The following is a 17,492-nucleotide window of genomic DNA, read 5'->3' as shown; positions in this document are numbered from 1 at the left end:
ACCACTGTCAAATATTTGAATCTCTCCAATAATTACTTCCATCATCTACTCTAATTTCATCATCATGGTAATTTCCATCTGCATCAAATGCTTTTAAAGATATTATTCTATCTGAAAAGAGTAGAGGATTACCGTCTGGATCAATATTTATTATTCTCCAAAGTATTAGTTCGTCGTTGTATTTCCCAAATTGTATATAATCTCCTATTTTTAATTCTTTTGGTTGAGAGTTTTCGCATCCTACAATGAAAATAGAAAAAAGCAAAATAGATGTTAGAATTGCAACTAAACTTTTTTTCATTAGTTTCACGTCCTTTTAATTCAAATTCAATGCATTATACATATTATACCAAATTATATTTAAAATTTTATACATTTTATTAAATGGAAAATGGAGCACTAATTTGAAAAAAATATACAAATTAATAAAATGTGTAATCAAAATCTAAAAAATTACAGAATTCTGCAAATTATCAGGCGTTTTGCATTGAAAAACATTTGTATTTTAAATATAATGAGAACTATAGACTGAATAAACATCTAAAAGGGAGGTATGGAAATGATTGACAATATATTAACGAAATTTACATTCAAATGGAAAATCATAAGCGTTGTATTAGCTTTATTTTTTATTTCTATTTCAATTCTTATGGGAGTATCTATCAAAACAGTTAATGATAAGCTAGAAGATGAAATAACAATGAGTGGTATGAATTTAGCTGAGCAGATAGAAGGTCAAATAGAAGGAAGCAAAGAAATTGAAAAAATATTAGAGGATATAATAGATGATAAGATTATAACTTCTTCTTCTATGATAAAGTATATGGATATAAATAAGATGTCTAATGAAAAGATAGTTCAACTAGTTTCTGATTTAGGAATTTCGGAAATAAGTATTATAGGTCCAGATAGAATTATAGATTATTCTAATGTTCCTGCTAATATAGGTTGGGAATATCCTGCTGGACATGCTATGGATGTTGTATTTAATGGTAGCTCCGATACTTATTTAGAGGAAGCAAGAGAAAATCCACTGGATGGAAAGCTTTATAAATTTGGGGGGATTAGTTTAGGAAATGGTTACTTTGTACAGGCGGGTGTTTCTACAGAGATAATAGAAGAATTTAAGAAAAATGTTAACATACAGAATACACTTATAAGAGCAACAGAAGATGAAAAAGTATTATATGCTGTACAAATTGATAAAACAGGTTTAGCAGTTGCTGGTACTAAAGATTTAGTTGGTAAAGTGTATGATGATGATGTAACAAAATCAGCAGCTATAAACGGAAAGGCTGCTGCAAATACATGGTTTGATGAAAAACTAGGTATATTAGCATACGATGTACAAATACCATATCATGAAGATGGAAAACATGTTGGTTCTATTGATATAGGATTATCATTAGAATCTTTAACAAATGCTAAAAATGATATTATGAAAACATCTATGATAATATCATTAGTTATAATTTTATTAGTATCTTTAATATTATATTTTGTAATTGGGTATTCTATGAAGCCATTAAAAGTAACTTCTGGTTATATTCAAAGAATTGCAGAAGGAGATTTTACACAAACTATGTCTGGTAAAATATTAAAATATAATGATGAAATAGGGTACATAGCTAACTCTGTTAAAAAGATGCAGGAAGAATTAAAAGCGCTTGTAGGTAATATTAAAAATAGTGCTAATACAATGACTAACTATTCTAATGATTTAGCTGAGATTACAGATCAATCTAATCAAGCTATGGATGTTATTGCTCAGTCAGTTGAACAGATGGCGTTAAGCTCAGCAGATCAAGCAAATGATGCTCAATCGGTTGCAATTAGCACAGAAGAATTGGGAGGAAAAATCAATACTTCTACTGAGGTTATTAATGAAGCTGTTTGCTTAACAAATGAAACAGATAAGATATGTAAAGAAGGTAGTATTATTATATCTGATTTATATGAGAAAACAGAAAATAGTAAAAAGAAAAATAGAGATGTTCATGGTATTATACAAGAAGTAAACGTTGCAACTGGAAATGCAGAGAGTATTACAAATCTTATAACTCAGATTTCAGAACAAACTAATTTATTAGCTCTTAATGCAAGTATAGAAGCTGCTCGAGCAGGGGAAGCTGGTAAGGGATTTGCAGTAGTTGCAGAAGAGATTAGAAAACTAGCAGAAAATACAGGAAATGCAACAAAGGATATAAATGAAATAATAAATAATATACAAATGAAAGCAGTGAATGCTGTAAGTATAATGAATGAAGTAGATAATATGGCAGAAAGTAATGATAAGGCTATTGATAATACAGGTAATACATTTAAAAAAATTGAGAATAAATTACAAGAACTTGTATCCAAAATAATGGAAGTAAAACATGTTAGTAATGATATTTCAGATAACAAAGAGATTATTATTGACTCTATACAAAATATCTCAGCAATAACTGAAGAAAATTCAGCAGCAACAGAAGAAGTTTCATCTTCAACAGAAGAACAACTAGCTTCGATACAAGAGATAATGTCTTTAGCTAAAACATCAAATGAATTAGCTAGAGAACTTCAAAATAATGTAGAAAAATTTAAAGTGGAATAGTTATCTAAACAAAAAGAGCATCTCGTTAGAGATGCTCTTTTTGTTTAGAGGAAATTATATAGTTTTGAATCTGAATTTTTCTCTTTACATATATTTTTGTGTAAAAAATGTACAGTAAGGGAAAAATATTAATTAACATATAAGATTACAGTGATAATATTTTGGAGGATATATGAATAAAGAAATTATTTCAGATAGAAAAGCTCTAAGTATATATATAATATTTTTATCAGGAACTGCAATTATATATACAAGGGGAATACAAGCTAAACATGATATATGGATAGCTGTTATATTAGGATTTATTATGGCATTACCAATTATATGCATGTATATAAAAATACATAATATATTTCCAGATAAAAACTTATTTGAAATCGTTGAAGTGTGTTTTGGCAAAATTATAGGAACTATAATTATATTATTATATATATCATATGCTTATATTATAGCTGCTGTTATATTAAGAGAGTACTTAGAATTTTATGTAACAGTAACAATGCAACAAACACCAGGAATAGTACCTGCCTCTATACAAGCTTTGTTAGCAGCTTGGTTAGTAAAAAAAGGAATCGAACTAATAGGAAGATGGTCAGAGTTATTTGCATACATATTAATAGCGTTTGTATTTATAACAGTAGTATTACTAATAGCAGGTTGTGATATAGAAATAAATAATCTTAGACCTACTATGGCTTATGGGATAAAACCAATAATAAGAGGAGCTTTTTCAGTATTTTCATTTCCTTTAACACAGGTAGTTGTACTTACTATGGTATTTTCAAATTTAAAAAATGCACACTCTTATTTTAAAGTATATACGCTAGGTACTATAATTGGATTTATATTGATATTTTTGGTATTTGTAGCGAATGTTGCAGTGTTAGGAGTAGAACAAGCAGCAAATAAATATTATACATTGACTGTAACTGCAGCAAGAGTGGATATAGGACATTTTATACAAAGAACAGAAATAATAGCAAATACTATGTTTTTATTAGGAGGTGTACTAAAGCTCAGTATATTTATTTTGGCAATATGTAAAGGGATTAGTTATATATTTAGATGTATAGATTACCGATTTTTAGTAATTCCTGTAACGCTAAATGTAATAAATTTAAATGTCTTTATATTTACAGATATAGTTGATATGGTAGAATGGCTAAATGATATTATAGATTATTATCACTTATTTTTTCATGTTTTCATACCCGTTATTATATGGATAGCATGTGAGATTAAAAATAAGAAAAATCTTGAATTGTAGATCTTAAATTAAGATTTACAATTTAGGATTTATTTTTTTATAAAATAAATCTTGAATAAAAGTTATTGGCATTTGACAATAATATAAAATGATAGTATACTGAAGGTGGCATATGCCAATAAGATAAACAAGGAGATGAAATAGATGGGAGAATGCAACACTTGTCCAAGTGGTGAAACTTGCTCTAAAGATAAAGATAAATGTATGTTAGAATTCAATTCATTAAGCAATGTAAAAAAAATTATAGGAGTTATGAGTGGAAAAGGTGGAGTAGGAAAATCTACAGTATCAGCACTTGTAGCTAAGCACTTGAGTGAGGAAGGATACAAGGTTGGTGTGCTTGATGCAGATATAACAGGTCCTAGTATTCCAAGACTTTTAGGTGTTAGCAAAGAAAAAGTTATGGTATCTGATAATGTAATGTATCCAGCTAAAACTAAGGATAATATAAGTGTAATGTCTCTTAATTTATTGATGGATGAGAGTCAACCTGTAATATGGAGAGGACCTATGATTGCAGGAGTTGTAAAGCAGTTTTGGACAGATACATATTGGGCAGAATTAGATTATTTAATAATTGATATGCCACCAGGAACAGGCGATGTTGCGCTTACTGTTATGCAGTCAATTCCTATTGATGGTGTTGTGATGGTTTCTATTCCTCAGGATATGGTTTCTATGATAGTATCAAAGGCTGTAAGTATGGCGAAACAAATGAATATAAATGTATATGGTGTAGTTGAAAATATGAGTTATATAAAATGTCCTGATTGCGATAAGAAAATAAAGTTATTTAGTGATGAGGAAAGTGATAAGTTTTTACAGGATATGGATCTTGAGCTTTTAGGAGAGCTTCCTATGGTTAAAAGTGTAAGTGGACTTGAGAAAAATACTGATAAGCCTCTAGATGAAGATGTCAAAGAAGTAATGGAAAATATAGCTAGTAAAATATTAAAAAAAGCTACTAATTAAGGAGTGATTAATATGAATATAGCAGTATCATCTTTTGATGAAAAAAAAGATGCTTTATTAGATAAAAGATTTGGAAGATGTAATTACTTCCAAATATACAATGAAGCAAAAGAACAAATAAAAGCTGTGAAAAATGAAGGACAAATATCTGGATCAGGTGCAGGTGTATCAGCTGCACAACAGATTATAGATGAAAAAATAGATGTTGTTATAACAGGAAATCTTGGTCCGAATGCATTTAAGATACTTCAAAGAGCAAACATAAAAGCTTATAAATGTGGTGAGGTTTCTGTTGAAGAAGCTTTAAGTATGTTAAATAAAGGAGAACTTGAACAAATTGAAGTAGCAGGTAAGGCTCATCATGGCATGAATGTATAAGGAGGAGTTACTTTGAATATAGCTGTGCTTAGTGGAAAAGGTGGAACAGGAAAGACTACAGTTTCAACGAATATATCACTTGCATTAAATGCCAATTATATAGATTGTGATGTGGAAGAGCCCAATGGTTTTTTATTTTTACAACCGAGTATAGATAGAACAGATGGCGTTTCAGTTGAGTATCCTCATATAGACGAGGAGAAGTGTATATCATGTGGAGAATGTGTGAAAAACTGTAATTTCAATGCTTTAGTGAATGTAAAGAATGAAATTATGGTATTTGATAAGTTATGTCATTCATGTGGAGCATGTGAGATTGTATGTAAATCTGGAGCTATAAAATATAAACTTAGAGAGATTGGAAAAATAGAAGAGGGTAAAAGATCACATATAAAATGTACTAGAGGCATTTTGAATATAGGGGAGCCTATGGCAGTACCTATAATAAAAAAGATTTTAAATAATATTGAAACCGATGTTAATATTATAGATTGTCCACCTGGAACATCTTGTAATGTAGTGAATTCATTGAAATATGCAGATATGGCAGTTTTAGTAACTGAGCCTACTGAATTCGGACTTCATGATCTTAAAATGGCCGTTGAGCTTGTAAGAATGTTTGATATACCGTTTGGAATAGTAATTAATAAAGATAATGTAGAAAATAATCTGGTTAGAAATTACTGTGAAAATGAAGAGATAGACGTAATAGGAAGAATACCTTACAGCAAGGATATTGCTAGAATATACTCAAGAGGAAATATGCTATATGATGATTTAAAGTATAAGAATGTATTCGATGAAATAGCCCAAAGTATAAAGGGGGTGTTTTCATGGAATTAGTTGTACTAAGTGGTAAAGGTGGAACAGGAAAGACTACAATTGCAACTGCGCTATGCGAATTAAATGAAAAAGTAGTTAGGGTAGATTGCGATGTGGATGCACCTAATCTATATCTTTATTACAATGGAGAAGATATCGAAAAGAAAGATTTTTTTAAGGGGAAAAAAGCCACTATAGATAGATCTTCTTGTGTAGAGTGCTCAAAGTGTGAAGAGGTATGTAGATTTGATGCTATAAAAGACTTTAATATAGATAAATTTTTATGTGAAGGATGTGGGGCTTGCACACATGTATGTGAGCATAATTCCATAAAACTAGAAGAAGAAAAAACTGCTCAAACATTTATAACAAAGCTGGATAATGGAATAATATCAAGAGCTGAAATGGAAATAGGAAGTGATGGGTCAGGACTACTTATTTCAGATATTAGGAAGAATGCGAAAAAGTTTAATCAAAATAAGGATTTGGTTATAATAGATGGATCTCCAGGTATAGGATGTGCTGTAATATCTTCAATTACAGGAGCAGATATGGCTTTAATTGTTACAGAGCCTACAAAATCAGGATTAGAAGATTTAAAAAGAGTGGTTTCCTTATGTGAGCACTTTGGGATACTCACTATGGTTTGCATAAATAAATACGATATAAATGAAGAAATGAGTTTTAATATACAAGAATTTATAAAGGCTAAGAATATGAAATTGGTTGGAGAAATTCCATATGATGAAACTGTAGTTAAATCTATAAATGAGTTAAAACCAATAACACTGTATAAGAATAGTAAAGCAAATGAAGCTATACAAAACATGTGGAATGATATAAAAAAATTAGGAGGTATTTAAGATGAGAATAGCAGTTGCAAGTGATAATAAAATGGTTAGTGGACACTTTGGACACTGTGAGGGATTTAGTGTATACGATGTAGCAGATAGCAAGATATTAAAAAATGAGTTTATACAAAATCCAGGACATAAACCAGGATACTTACCAGTATTTTTAAAGGAACAAAATGTAGATGTTATAATAGCTGGAGGTATGGGAGGTACAGCTCAAGATTTATTTAGAGAAAATGATATAGAAGTTGTAGTTGGTGCAAGTGGTCTTGCTGATAAATCAGTAGAAAGTTATATAAGTGGTAACTTAAAGTCAACTAATAGTGTATGTACAGAGCATGCACATGAGGGAAACTGTAACGGATAAGGTTATAGAAAATCCCTGTATAGTTTAAATAATTAATAGGTAATGATATAATTAAATAGATTATTCAGTACAGGGAGGTATAGCTATGGCAAGACCTACAAAAGCCAGGACAGTAGAATTTTTTCCAGAAAATAATTATTTTATTCCAGTTGGAAAACAACAATATGATATAGAAGAAGTGGAAATAAAGATAGAAGAGCTTGAAGCTATAAGACTTAAGGATATTGAAAACTTAAATCAAGAAGAATGTGCAAAGAAAATGCAGGTTTCAAGACAAACATTTCAAAACATAATAGACAGTGCTCGTAAAAAAGTAGCTATATCATTAACACAAGGAAAAGCTATAAGAATAAGTGGAGGACATTACACAACAAAGCATTGCAAGTTTAAGTGCATGGATTGTGGGAATGAGTATAACATACAGTATAGCCAAGATAAGGTTTCTTGTCCTTCTTGTGGATTGAACAAAGTTACTTGTACTAAAAAAGCTGGATTATGTAAGAAATTATGTAGAGATAAATAATATATTTGCAAAATAATATATTTGAGGTATAATTAAACCAGACTTTAGAAAGCGTCTAAAATAATTTAATAAAAGCTAGGGGTGCCTTTTGGCTGAGAGATAGAATTGTCTGTTAACTCTTTAAACCTGATTTGGTTAGTACCAACGTAGGGAAGTAATGATTATATGGTTTTAGTATATATATTAATTGTATTCATTATGAATACAATTTTTTTTTGGAAAATCACGTAGTTATATATAAGGTCCCCCTAGTTTTTTTATAAAAGGGGGATTTTTTTTGATTAATAATAAAACTAATTATAGAGTACCTGTACTTACAATAGCGGGATCAGATTCATCTGGAGGAGCCGGTATTCAAGCGGATTTAAAGACATTTAGTGCTCTTAAAACTTTTGGAATGAGTGTTATAACTGCAATTACAGCTCAAAATACAAGAGGAGTATTTGCTGTAGAGGAAATTAGCAAAGAAATAATAAAAAAACAAATAGAAGTTATATTTGAAGATATTCATCCAAAGGCTTTGAAAATAGGAATGGTTTCGAGTCCAGACATAATAAAACAAATAGCAGATACATTGAGTAAATATGAGGTTAATAATTTGGTAATAGACCCTGTTATGATTTCAAAGAGTGGATACTCTTTATTAAGAACAGAAGCTAAAGAAAATCTTATAAAGTATTTAATACCGATGGCTTATATTATAACTCCTAATACAATGGAAGCCGAAGAGATAACGGGTATACATATTGAAAACTTAGAAGATATGAAAGAAGCTGCTAAAAAATTATTAGAGCTTGGACCTAAGTACGTATTAGTTAAAGGCGGACACTTAGATGGTGATGCTGTTGATTTATTAATGGGTGATGGTGTTTGTGAATTATTTGAATCTAAAAGACTTGATAGAAAAAATACTCATGGAACAGGATGTACACTATCTTCAGCTATAGTTACTCAATTAGCTCATGGATATGATGTGAAGGAAGCTGTTGGTAATAGTAAGAATTACATAACAAAGGCTATAGAAAATAGCTTTGATATAGGCCATGGCATCGGCCCTGTTCATCATTTCTATGAATTTGACAAAGGAGGAAATTAATAGTGTATGAATTAATAAGCAAAGTAGGAAAAGCATCCCCACTAGTAGTTCATTACACTAATGAAGTTACTATAAACGATTGTGCAAATATGACTTTAGCAATAGGAGCAAGTCCTTTGATGAGTTATTCATACGAAGAGTTAGAAGATGTTATAAACATTGCAAGTACAGTTGTTATAAACATAGGAACTATGAACTCATCTCATTTAGATTTATTTGTAAAGGCTGCTAAATATGCAAATAAAGTTGGAAAAAAACTTGTGTTAGATCCAGTTGGCGTATTTGCATCAAAGAAAAGACAAGAAATAATAAAAATTCTTTTAGGAGAAGTTAAGTTCGATGTTATCAAAGGTAATATGGCCGAAATAAAGTTTATAGGTGGACAAGCTGTTAACGGTCAAGGTGTTGACTCTCATGAAGAATGTGATGATATAGATCAATTAAAAGCAATCAGTAAAACGTTAAAGACTACACTGGCAATAACAGGAAAAACAGATGTTATAGTAGACTTTGATAACGTTGTTAAAATACACAATGGAAGTCCTAAGTTGAAAAGTGTAACAGGAACAGGATGTATGATAAATAGTTTAATAGGAAGTTTTTTAGGGGTTAGCGATAATAGTATGGATGCTGCTGTTATGGGAATTTTATGTATGTCATTGTCAGGTGAATTAGCAGATAAAGATGATCTTGGAATTGGATCTTTCAAGGTAAATCTATTTGACAATATATACAAGCTTACTGAAGAAAAAATACGAGATTTGGGAAAGGTTGAGACTATATGAAAATATCAGAATATCTATTAAAAGAGGTAGCACATATATGGGATAAATATATAGATCATCCATTTGTAAAACAAATAGGTGAAGGAAGCTTACCTAAAGAAAAGTTCGAAAAGTATTTAATACAAGATTATTTATACTTGAAAGAGTATTCTAAGGTATTTTGTATGGGAGTTATAAAAGCTAAAACTATGGACGAAATGAGATTTTTTTATAAGTCAATAAAAGGTACTATGGAAGATGAGACTGCAGTTCATATAGAGTATTTGAAAAAGTTTGGAATAGAAGAAATAGAGATCGAAAGTATGGATATGAACTTAGTAACGACATCGTATATAAGTTATATGCAGGCTTTAGCTTTAACTGGAGATTTGGAGGATATAGTAGCAACAACTCTTCCATGTACATGGAGCTATAATTATATAGGCAAGTATCTAAAGGATAAATATTCAGATTGTTTAGAAGGTAACTACTATAAAGCATGGATAGATACATATGCATCAGATGGATACTGTCAGTTTACGCAGGCATGGATAGATTATATAGATGATTTATGTGCTGATATAACAGATGAAAAGAAAGAAAATATTAAAGAAATATTTATAAAATCTAGCCTTTATGAATTAGAATTTTGGAATATGGCATACACGGAATTAGACTAGGAGGATATTATGAAAAACAGTATTATTTTAGGCATTTCAATATTATTATTAATATTATATGTTTGGGATTTGAAAAAACATAAACTTGATTTAAGAAGTATTATAACTGTAGGAATTTTTAGTGGGATATCTTATATACTCTACATTATACAATTTATCAAATATCCTCAAGGTGGAGGTATAAGTTTATTTTCTATGGTACCTGTAATGTTAATTTCAATGATGTATGGAAGAACAGTTGGATTAACTGGAGGACTTGTATTTGGATTGTTAAAGATGTTAAACGGAATGTTTGTAGTTCATCCAGCGCAGTTTTTACTAGACTATATATTATCCACTATGGGAATCGGACTAGCGTGTACATTTGGACGAGAAAGTAAGTCTAAAATATTTGCGGGATGTTTATTTGCAGTGATTGTAAGTGTCGGAATAAATATTATATCTGGAGCTGTTTATTTCGGTCAATATGCACCTGAGGGCATGAACGTATGGTGGTATTCTTTCATATATAATGCATCAAGTGCAGGTGTAGAAGGTGTATTATGTGCAGTTATAGTATCTATTCTTCCTATTGAAAAATTTATGAACAGTAGATATGTAAAAGCATACAAATCTTAAATTAATATAATAAAAAAGGGGATACAATATGAAGGAGTATGGTCTTTATATAGTTACAGATAGTAAAATCTTAGAAGGTAGAGATTTTTATAAATGCATAGAAGACGCATTAAAAGGTGGAGTTAAAACTGTTCAGCTTAGGGAAAAGTATGCAACTGGAGCTGAGTTTTTAGAAAAAGCAATTAAGTTAAGAGAGTTAACTAAAAAGTATAATGCTATGTTTATTGTAAATGATAGAGTTGATATTGCTATAATATCAAATGCCGATGGAGTTCATGTAGGTCAAAGTGATATACCTGTTTCTTATGTGAAATCTATAGTAGGAAAAGATATGATAGTAGGATTATCGGTATCTAATGTTGAAGAAGCTAAAATAGCTAAGGAGCATGGAGCGGATTATATAGGAGTGGGAGCGATGTTTAACACTTCTACAAAGCTTGATGCTAAAAGTGTGAGTATAGAAACGCTTAAGAATATAAGAAGCCAGGTCGATATTCCAATAGTAGCTATTGGAGGATTGCAACTAGATAACATAGATCCAATAAAAAAATGCGACATTCAAGGATATGCAGTTATATCTGCTATACTAGGAAAAGATGATATAAACAGTGAATGTACCAAATGGATATCTAAAATAAAATAGCTCCATCAACAGGGGGGAGGTCGTTGATGGAGCCAATCTAGGAATTAATGAAAATGCATTAATACCACAGTAGATTAGTTATAGTATTTACATTTATAAACCTTTTATACATTTTCTATGGAAAATATATAAAAGGTTTATATTATTGTAACAAAACTGTGACAAAACTTCTTTAGAATAAAGGTAAGAAATAAAGCGAAACTTAATCCACAAGCTGTTAAGTTCTTATCATGAATCTTAGAATTATTGATAGACAACTTTTAGCTTTTGGATAAATTACCTAAATTCGAGAGGAGAAATAAAAATGAAAACAAATTCAAGAGTGAGAAAATTACTTAGTGGAGTTTTAATAGGAGGAACATTATTATCATCTGTGGCAGGAGTTGCTTTTGCAAATGAACTTGAGAATTTAAATCCTACATCAAGTAAGGCGTCTTTTAATAGTCAAATGAATAAAGGAATGGGTTCTAGAGATTGCAACTTTAAACAAAATAAACGTGACATTAAGAAAGATATGAATACATTAGTAGAGAAAGGCATTATGACTCAAGAAGAAGCAGATAAATTAAAAGATTTACAAGAACAAAAAAGATCTAAGATGCAAGAGGCTACTAAAGACATGACAAGACAAGAAAAATTTGAATATATGAAACAAAATAAGCCGGAAAATAAAGGTGGCATATTCGCTGAATTAGTTGAACAAGGATCGTTAACTCAAGAAAGAGCGGATGAAATACAAGAGAAGATTCATGAAATGAGGGTGGATTTAAATAAACAAAAGCATCAAGAAAGAGTAGATAAATTAGTAGAAGATGGTATAATAACTCAAGATGAAGCTGATAAGTGGATGGAGTTCAGTGCTGAAAAAGCTGAAGAAAGACAAGCAGAAATGGAAAAAATTAAAGATATGACACAAGAAGAAAGAAAAGCATATTTTACTGAGAACCATAAACAAAAGGGAGAAGGCTTAACAGAACTTGTAGAGGCTGGTGTAATATCTCAAGATACAGCAGATAAAATAAAGGAAGCGCATCAAAATAATCAAAGAGGAAATAGACAAGGGCATAGACGAGGAAATAAGATGAATAATAAGGAAATGATGAAAAACTTTTAATAGATATAAAAAAACTCTCAAACTTTGAGAGTTTTTTTATATCTATTAGTAATTATAACAACAGAGACGGTACGAGTGAGTCATATTATATAATGAAATGAAAATTTTAATTATATGAAAGTATTGATTTGTGATAAAAATGAAGAATGGTTAAAAATGGCATTGAATTGAAAGATGAAAGAGAAAATTTTAAAAAATCAGAAAAGTTGTCGGTTATTGACAAAAATTTATTAAACATGTATAATAAATGAAAAGATTGTATACAAAAACTTATAATAAGAGGGTGTTAAATTAAAAAATATTATAAAAATGAATTGTAGTAATCAATCAAATAATTTTAATCTAATTGGCAAGTCTCATTTATTTTATAGTATGTGAATGAGTGAAAAAAGAAAAGTTAATAGACAGAATATTGTGTGAAAAACTAGGAGGTTTTTATGAGTGAAAAAAAACGTATAACGTTAGGAGTATCACTTATACCGATAATTTCATTGGTATTATTTTTAGTAATAGCGGTATTTAAATTTGAAGCATCTCCACATATACCTTTAATAGCAGCATCTGCTATTGCCGGTCTTGTGGCAACTTATATAGGATATACTTGGAAAGAAATAGAAAGTGGAATGTTAAAAAGTATAAATATGGGAATGCAAGCCATATTAATACTTATGATAATAGGTACTATAATAGGTACGTGGATATTAAGTGGAGTGGTTCCAACGATGATATATTATGGACTTCAGATATTATCACCATCTGTATTCTTAGTTGCAACTGCTATAATCTGTGCAGTAGTAGCACTTTCAACTGGATCTTCTTGGACAACTGTTGGTACTGTTGGTATAGCACTTGTTGGTGTTGGTAAGGGACTTGGAATGCCAGAACCTATGATTGCAGGAGCTATAATATCAGGTGCTTATTTTGGAGATAAAATGTCTCCTTTATCAGATACAACTAATTTAGCGCCTGCAATGGCTGGAGCTACATTGTTTGATCATGTAAGACATATGATATTTACAACGGGACCTTCATTTTTAATAGCGCTTGTTATATATGGGGTGCTTGGAATGAAGTATGCTGGAGGGGACGTTGATTCTGAGAGTATTAATTTGATACTTAATACTTTAAACAGTCAGTTCAATATAAATCTTATGTTATTAGTACCACCGCTTTTAGTTATAGCACTTGTTATATTTAAGGTTCCAGCGATACCTGGACTTGTAGGTGGAACGATAATAGGAGGTATATTTGCAGTTATATTCCAAGGAGCAGGTCTTGAAGCAATTTTAGGAGCAGCTCAAAGTGGATTCGTATCTAATACTGGAGTAGACGTAGTAGATCAACTATTAAGTAGAGGTGGACTTGATAGTATGATGGGTACTGTATCATTAATACTATGTGCACTTAGTTTTGGTGGTATATTAGAAAGTACAGGTATGCTTGAGTGTATGGCTGGTAATATATTAAAATTAGCAAAAGGTACAGGTTCGTTAATACTTGTTACTGTATTGTCTTGTATATTTACTAACTTAGTTACTGGAGATCAATATTTATCTATAGTTGTTCCTGGTAGAATGTATAAGGATGCATATAGAAAAAGAGGATTACATCCTAAGAATCTATCTAGAACACTTGAGGATTCAGGAACTTTAACTTCTGCATTAATTCCATGGAATACATGTGGAGCTTACATGTCAACAACACTTGGAGTTCATCCATTTGCTTATATGCAATTTGCATTTTTAAATTTAATTAATCCTATAGTGGCTATAGTATATGGATACTTAGGAATTACAATAGAATATGTAGATGAGGAATTCTTCGAAGAAGAAACAGCATAGATTAAAAATACCTATAAACAAATTGTTTATAGGTATTTTTTATATTTATGTTACAAATTTTATAAAAGCCTACATTTAAAATCTTCAAATGAAGATTTTTTTTATTATATAAATTACATATTTTTTTATGAAATTCAGATACTAATAAATGATTAATATATGAATTTAACTTATATTTAACTATTTTTACCTTTCGCTTAATATACTCATAATTTTTTTAACTCTTTCTTAACTTACATTTAACAAAAACTTAACCATACTAATATTTTATTTTGATAAGCTTAAGAAGGTCATAATTTGACGAAATTATAAAAAATTCAATTATAAAAATTGAGGAGGAATAATATGGCTGTAGAAATAGCAATGGGAATAATTGGTGGTCTAGGATTGTTTCTATATGGAATGAATCTAATGGCTGCAGGACTTCAAAAAGCAGCAGGAGAGAGATTGAAAAAGATAATAGCTATGTTGACTAGTAATAGATTTATGGCTGTTTTAGTAGGAACGTTTGTTACTGCTGTTATACAAAGTAGTAGTGCTACGACTGTTATGGTTGTTGGATTTGTTAATGCTGGAATAATGAAATTAACTCAAGCTATAGGAGTTATAATGGGAGCCAATATTGGTACTACAGTTACAGCTCAACTTGTATCTTTTAAATTAACTGATATAGCACCAGTTGCTGTTGGAATCGGTATGATAATATATTTATTTTCATCTAATGAACGAAATAAAAAATTTGCAGAGATATTAATAGGTTTTGGTATATTATTTATAGGTATGGATTTTATGAAACATGCTGTTAAGCCTTTAAGAGAGGTTAAGGCTTTTACTGATGCATTAGTAAGTTTTGGACATAATCCTTTTCTTGGAATATTAATGGGATTTGGACTTACTGTAATAGTTCAAAGTAGTAGTGCTTCAATGGGTATACTTTTAGCTCTTGCATCTGAAGGATTAATGCCACTATCATCAGCTCTTCCTATATTATATGGAGAGAACATAGGAACTTGTGTTACTGCTCTTTTATCGAGTATAGGAGCTAGTAAAAATGCAAAAAGAGCAGCTATCATGCACTTAACATTTAATATTATAGGTACTACGATATTTGCTTTTATTCTAAGTGCTCCTATAACTGCACTTGTAACAAAATTTAATCCTACTGATGTTACAAGACAAATAGCTAATGCTCATACACTGTTTAATATTATAAATGTTGTAATACAGTTTCCGTTTGCAATGTTCATAGTGAAAATTGCTATGACTATAATACCGGAAAAAGAAGATGAAAAAGAATATAGACTTACTAAGTATATAGATGATAGAATTCTTGAAACACCATCAATAGCTCTTTCGAACTCTGTAAGAGAGACTTTGAGAATGGGTAAGAAGGCTAGAAAATCATTGGAATCTTCTATGAATGCATTCTTAAATAAATCTAAAAAAGATGCAGATGTAACATTTGAGAAAGAAAGAAAAATAAATGATTTACAAAAAATTCTTACGGAATATTTAATGAAATTATCGAATAAAGATTTATCTGTAAAGCACAGAGAAATAATAGATGCATTGTTCCACACTATAGGAGATATAGAAAGAGTTGGAGACCATGCTGATAATATAGCAGAACTTGCGGTAGAAGTTATAGAAAAAGACATATCTTTTTCTGATAGAGCTATAGAAGATTTAAAGATTATGTTTGAAAAGGTTATGTCAGCATATAAGACATCACTTGATTCTATGAAGAATGCAGATATTAGTTTGGCTTTAAGCGTATTAAAGATAGAAGAAGAAATAGATGAGATGGAAAAAGCATATAGAAAGAACCATATATATAGATTGAATAATAATAAATGTAATATAGAATCAGGAATAGTTTTCTTAGAATTAATAAGTAATATGGAGAGAATAGGAGATCATGCTTCTAACATAGCTAAATATGTTATTGATGCAAATCCAAATAGTTAAATAAAAAAATAAACAATAAAAAAGGTATCTTATCATTATGATAAGATACCTTTTTTATTGTTCATCTATCATTGTTTAAAGTAGAAAATTTAAAGTACAAAAAAAGAAAAAACCTAGAATAAACTAGGCTTTCCTTGAAATAAATATATAATAAAATATATAATTATTTATTATATTCTACTTACGTTAGCAGCTTGAGGTCCTTTAGGTCCATCAGTTACTTCGAATTCAACTTTTTGTCCTTCTTCTAAAGTTTTGAATCCTTCAGTTTGGATTGCTGAGAAATGTACGAATACGTCTTCTCCACCATCTACTGTTATGAAACCAAATCCTTTTTCGCTATTGAACCATTTAACTATTCCTGTTTTCATTTAAAAATCCTCCAAAAAAATTATTCTGTAACTCTGTTACTTATATTCCGTAACTATATTACTTATATAGAGTAACACGTATACTTAGTATTGTCAAACTTTATATTTGATATACTTCTATTTATTTTTTATTTATCATGATCATATGTTCTTGATAAACATCTTTTATTAAATCTTTTAGAAACCATGATTTATTAGTTTTTGTTAGTAGTGCTATTAGTGGTTTGGGGAAATTGTTTTCTTTTATAAAATTAAAGAAATCCATAACTTCTTTATTGGAAAAACCACTTAAAAGTATAAAAGGGATATTTGGAAAATCTTCATTTGAAGTATTATTTTCACTCATATTGTTCGAAATGATTATATCATATACTTTTTGATTTAAATTTGAATTATTTAAAAATATAAAATCATTTTCACCAACATTTTTAAATGAATCTTCAAATTTAATCATATCTTGATCCGAATATCCGTATATTAAAATTTTATGTGGATCGTTAGGTTTTTCATTATTATTATCATCTATTCTATTAAAACTCATTTTTTAACACTCCTTTATATATATCATATTATATTTATATCCCAAAAAAAGATATTTAAAAGCTTGTTTTTGATTTT

19 protein-coding genes and 1 riboswitch are annotated in these 17,492 nt (G+C 29.7%); of the genes, 16 read left to right on the top strand and 3 right to left on the bottom strand.

The genetic code is table 11. From position 1 onward, the window contains the following. Positions 1–7 precede the first annotated feature (7 nt). Positions 8–301: a hypothetical protein gene (locus tag P4S50_RS14570; RefSeq protein ID WP_277731530.1), complete on the bottom strand. Its 294-nt coding sequence runs from the start codon at positions 299–301 to the stop codon at positions 8–10. Between the two features lie 258 nt (positions 302–559). On the opposite strand from P4S50_RS14570, the gene P4S50_RS14565 reads away from it, so the two are divergent. From P4S50_RS14565 to P4S50_RS14490, 16 genes are all read left to right on the top strand, one after another. After that, positions 560–2,596: a methyl-accepting chemotaxis protein gene (locus P4S50_RS14565; protein WP_277731529.1), complete on the top strand. Its 2,037-nt coding sequence runs from the start codon at positions 560–562 to the stop codon at positions 2,594–2,596. Between the two features lie 172 nt (positions 2,597–2,768). Next, positions 2,769–3,863 carry a GerAB/ArcD/ProY family transporter gene (locus tag P4S50_RS14560; RefSeq protein WP_277731528.1) on the top strand — a complete coding sequence of 365 codons (1,095 nt, stop codon included), beginning with the start codon at positions 2,769–2,771 and terminating at the stop codon, positions 3,861–3,863. Between the two features lie 144 nt (positions 3,864–4,007). Continuing rightward, a complete protein-coding gene (locus P4S50_RS14555) occupies positions 4,008–4,835 on the top strand; it encodes an Mrp/NBP35 family ATP-binding protein (protein WP_277731527.1) in 828 nt (275 codons plus the stop codon). 12 nt (positions 4,836–4,847) lie between these two features. After that, positions 4,848–5,213 carry a NifB/NifX family molybdenum-iron cluster-binding protein gene (locus P4S50_RS14550; RefSeq protein WP_277731526.1) on the top strand — a complete coding sequence of 122 codons (366 nt, stop codon included), beginning with the start codon at positions 4,848–4,850 and terminating at the stop codon, positions 5,211–5,213. Positions 5,214–5,225: 12 nt separating this feature from the next. After that, on the top strand, positions 5,226–6,056 hold the full coding sequence (locus P4S50_RS14545) for an ATP-binding protein (RefSeq protein ID WP_277731525.1): 831 nt from the start codon (positions 5,226–5,228) through the stop codon (positions 6,054–6,056). Next, complete coding sequence (locus P4S50_RS14540) at positions 6,047–6,898, top strand: ATP-binding protein (protein ID WP_277731524.1); 852 nt, start codon at positions 6,047–6,049, stop codon at positions 6,896–6,898. The genes P4S50_RS14545 and P4S50_RS14540 overlap by 10 nt, the downstream gene beginning before the upstream one ends. Position 6,899: 1 nt before the next feature. Next, on the top strand, positions 6,900–7,256 hold the full coding sequence (locus P4S50_RS14535) for a NifB/NifX family molybdenum-iron cluster-binding protein (protein ID WP_277731523.1): 357 nt from the start codon (positions 6,900–6,902) through the stop codon (positions 7,254–7,256). Between the two features lie 85 nt (positions 7,257–7,341). Further along, positions 7,342–7,779 carry a DUF134 domain-containing protein gene (locus P4S50_RS14530; protein WP_277731522.1) on the top strand — a complete coding sequence of 146 codons (438 nt, stop codon included), beginning with the start codon at positions 7,342–7,344 and terminating at the stop codon, positions 7,777–7,779. A 67-nt stretch (positions 7,780–7,846) separates the two neighbouring features. Further along, positions 7,847–7,949, top strand: a riboswitch (TPP riboswitch). 107 nt (positions 7,950–8,056) lie between these two features. Next, positions 8,057–8,875, top strand: coding sequence for a bifunctional hydroxymethylpyrimidine kinase/phosphomethylpyrimidine kinase (gene thiD, locus P4S50_RS14525; RefSeq protein WP_277731521.1), 819 nt, complete (start codon positions 8,057–8,059; stop codon positions 8,873–8,875). Positions 8,876–8,877: 2 nt separating this feature from the next. Continuing rightward, positions 8,878–9,660: a hydroxyethylthiazole kinase gene (thiM, locus tag P4S50_RS14520; protein WP_277731520.1), complete on the top strand. Its 783-nt coding sequence runs from the start codon at positions 8,878–8,880 to the stop codon at positions 9,658–9,660. Continuing rightward, a complete protein-coding gene (gene tenA / locus P4S50_RS14515; protein WP_277731519.1) occupies positions 9,657–10,319 on the top strand; it encodes a thiaminase II in 663 nt (220 codons plus the stop codon). Before thiM ends, tenA begins: the two co-directional genes overlap by 4 nt. 9 nt (positions 10,320–10,328) lie before the next feature. After that, positions 10,329–10,937, top strand: coding sequence for an energy-coupled thiamine transporter ThiT (thiT, locus tag P4S50_RS14510; protein ID WP_277731518.1), 609 nt, complete (start codon positions 10,329–10,331; stop codon positions 10,935–10,937). 28 nt (positions 10,938–10,965) lie between these two features. Then, the gene (gene thiE / locus P4S50_RS14505) at positions 10,966–11,580 is read left to right on the top strand and encodes a thiamine phosphate synthase (RefSeq protein WP_277731517.1); all 615 of its coding nucleotides are present in this window, start codon (positions 10,966–10,968) and stop codon (positions 11,578–11,580) included. Positions 11,581–11,884: 304 nt separating this feature from the next. Next, on the top strand, positions 11,885–12,694 hold the full coding sequence (locus P4S50_RS14500) for a hypothetical protein (RefSeq protein ID WP_277731516.1): 810 nt from the start codon (positions 11,885–11,887) through the stop codon (positions 12,692–12,694). 437 nt (positions 12,695–13,131) lie between these two features. Further along, the gene (gene nhaC / locus P4S50_RS14495) at positions 13,132–14,535 is read left to right on the top strand and encodes a Na+/H+ antiporter NhaC (protein WP_277731515.1); all 1,404 of its coding nucleotides are present in this window, start codon (positions 13,132–13,134) and stop codon (positions 14,533–14,535) included. Between the two features lie 345 nt (positions 14,536–14,880). Beyond that, positions 14,881–16,503, top strand: a complete 1,623-nt coding sequence (locus P4S50_RS14490; RefSeq protein WP_277731514.1) for a Na/Pi cotransporter family protein — start codon at positions 14,881–14,883, stop codon at positions 16,501–16,503. Positions 16,504–16,673: 170 nt separating this feature from the next. On the opposite strand, the gene P4S50_RS14485 is transcribed toward P4S50_RS14490, so the two are convergent. Together P4S50_RS14485 and P4S50_RS14480 are read right to left on the bottom strand one after the other, a co-directional pair. After that, positions 16,674–16,874 carry a cold-shock protein gene (locus P4S50_RS14485; RefSeq protein WP_277731513.1) on the bottom strand — a complete coding sequence of 67 codons (201 nt, stop codon included), beginning with the start codon at positions 16,872–16,874 and terminating at the stop codon, positions 16,674–16,676. Between the two features lie 121 nt (positions 16,875–16,995). Next, a complete protein-coding gene (locus tag P4S50_RS14480) occupies positions 16,996–17,415 on the bottom strand; it encodes a DUF3783 domain-containing protein (RefSeq protein ID WP_277731512.1) in 420 nt (139 codons plus the stop codon). Between the last annotated feature and the right edge of the window lie 77 nt (positions 17,416–17,492).

Origin of the sequence: Tepidibacter hydrothermalis, from assembly GCF_029542625.1 — a bacterium.
Taxonomy (GTDB): domain Bacteria; phylum Bacillota; class Clostridia; order Peptostreptococcales; family Peptostreptococcaceae; genus Tepidibacter_A; species Tepidibacter_A hydrothermalis.
Note: the sequence above shows the minus strand (reverse complement) of the source record. Positions and strands in the feature narration are given on the sequence as shown.

Bases quoted from the DNA above. Each gene is read 5' to 3' on its own strand.
- P4S50_RS14570 (WP_277731530.1), bottom strand. From the start codon at position 301: ATGAAAAAAAGTTTAGTTGCAATTCTAACATCTATTTTGCTTTTTTCT.
- P4S50_RS14565 (WP_277731529.1), top strand. From the start codon at position 560: ATGATTGACAATATATTAACGAAATTTACATTCAAATGGAAAATCATA.
- P4S50_RS14560 (WP_277731528.1), top strand. From the start codon at position 2,769: ATGAATAAAGAAATTATTTCAGATAGAAAAGCTCTAAGTATATATATA.
- P4S50_RS14555 (WP_277731527.1), top strand. From the start codon at position 4,008: ATGGGAGAATGCAACACTTGTCCAAGTGGTGAAACTTGCTCTAAAGAT.
- P4S50_RS14550 (WP_277731526.1), top strand. From the start codon at position 4,848: ATGAATATAGCAGTATCATCTTTTGATGAAAAAAAAGATGCTTTATTA.
- P4S50_RS14540 (WP_277731524.1), top strand. From the start codon at position 6,047: ATGGAATTAGTTGTACTAAGTGGTAAAGGTGGAACAGGAAAGACTACA.
- P4S50_RS14535 (WP_277731523.1), top strand. From the start codon at position 6,900: ATGAGAATAGCAGTTGCAAGTGATAATAAAATGGTTAGTGGACACTTT.
- P4S50_RS14530 (WP_277731522.1), top strand. From the start codon at position 7,342: ATGGCAAGACCTACAAAAGCCAGGACAGTAGAATTTTTTCCAGAAAAT.
- tenA (WP_277731519.1), top strand. From the start codon at position 9,657: ATGAAAATATCAGAATATCTATTAAAAGAGGTAGCACATATATGGGAT.
- thiT (WP_277731518.1), top strand. From the start codon at position 10,329: ATGAAAAACAGTATTATTTTAGGCATTTCAATATTATTATTAATATTA.
- thiE (WP_277731517.1), top strand. From the start codon at position 10,966: ATGAAGGAGTATGGTCTTTATATAGTTACAGATAGTAAAATCTTAGAA.
- P4S50_RS14500 (WP_277731516.1), top strand. From the start codon at position 11,885: ATGAAAACAAATTCAAGAGTGAGAAAATTACTTAGTGGAGTTTTAATA.
- nhaC (WP_277731515.1), top strand. From the start codon at position 13,132: ATGAGTGAAAAAAAACGTATAACGTTAGGAGTATCACTTATACCGATA.
- P4S50_RS14490 (WP_277731514.1), top strand. From the start codon at position 14,881: ATGGCTGTAGAAATAGCAATGGGAATAATTGGTGGTCTAGGATTGTTT.
- P4S50_RS14485 (WP_277731513.1), bottom strand. From the start codon at position 16,874: ATGAAAACAGGAATAGTTAAATGGTTCAATAGCGAAAAAGGATTTGGT.
- P4S50_RS14480 (WP_277731512.1), bottom strand. From the start codon at position 17,415: ATGAGTTTTAATAGAATAGATGATAATAATAATGAAAAACCTAACGAT.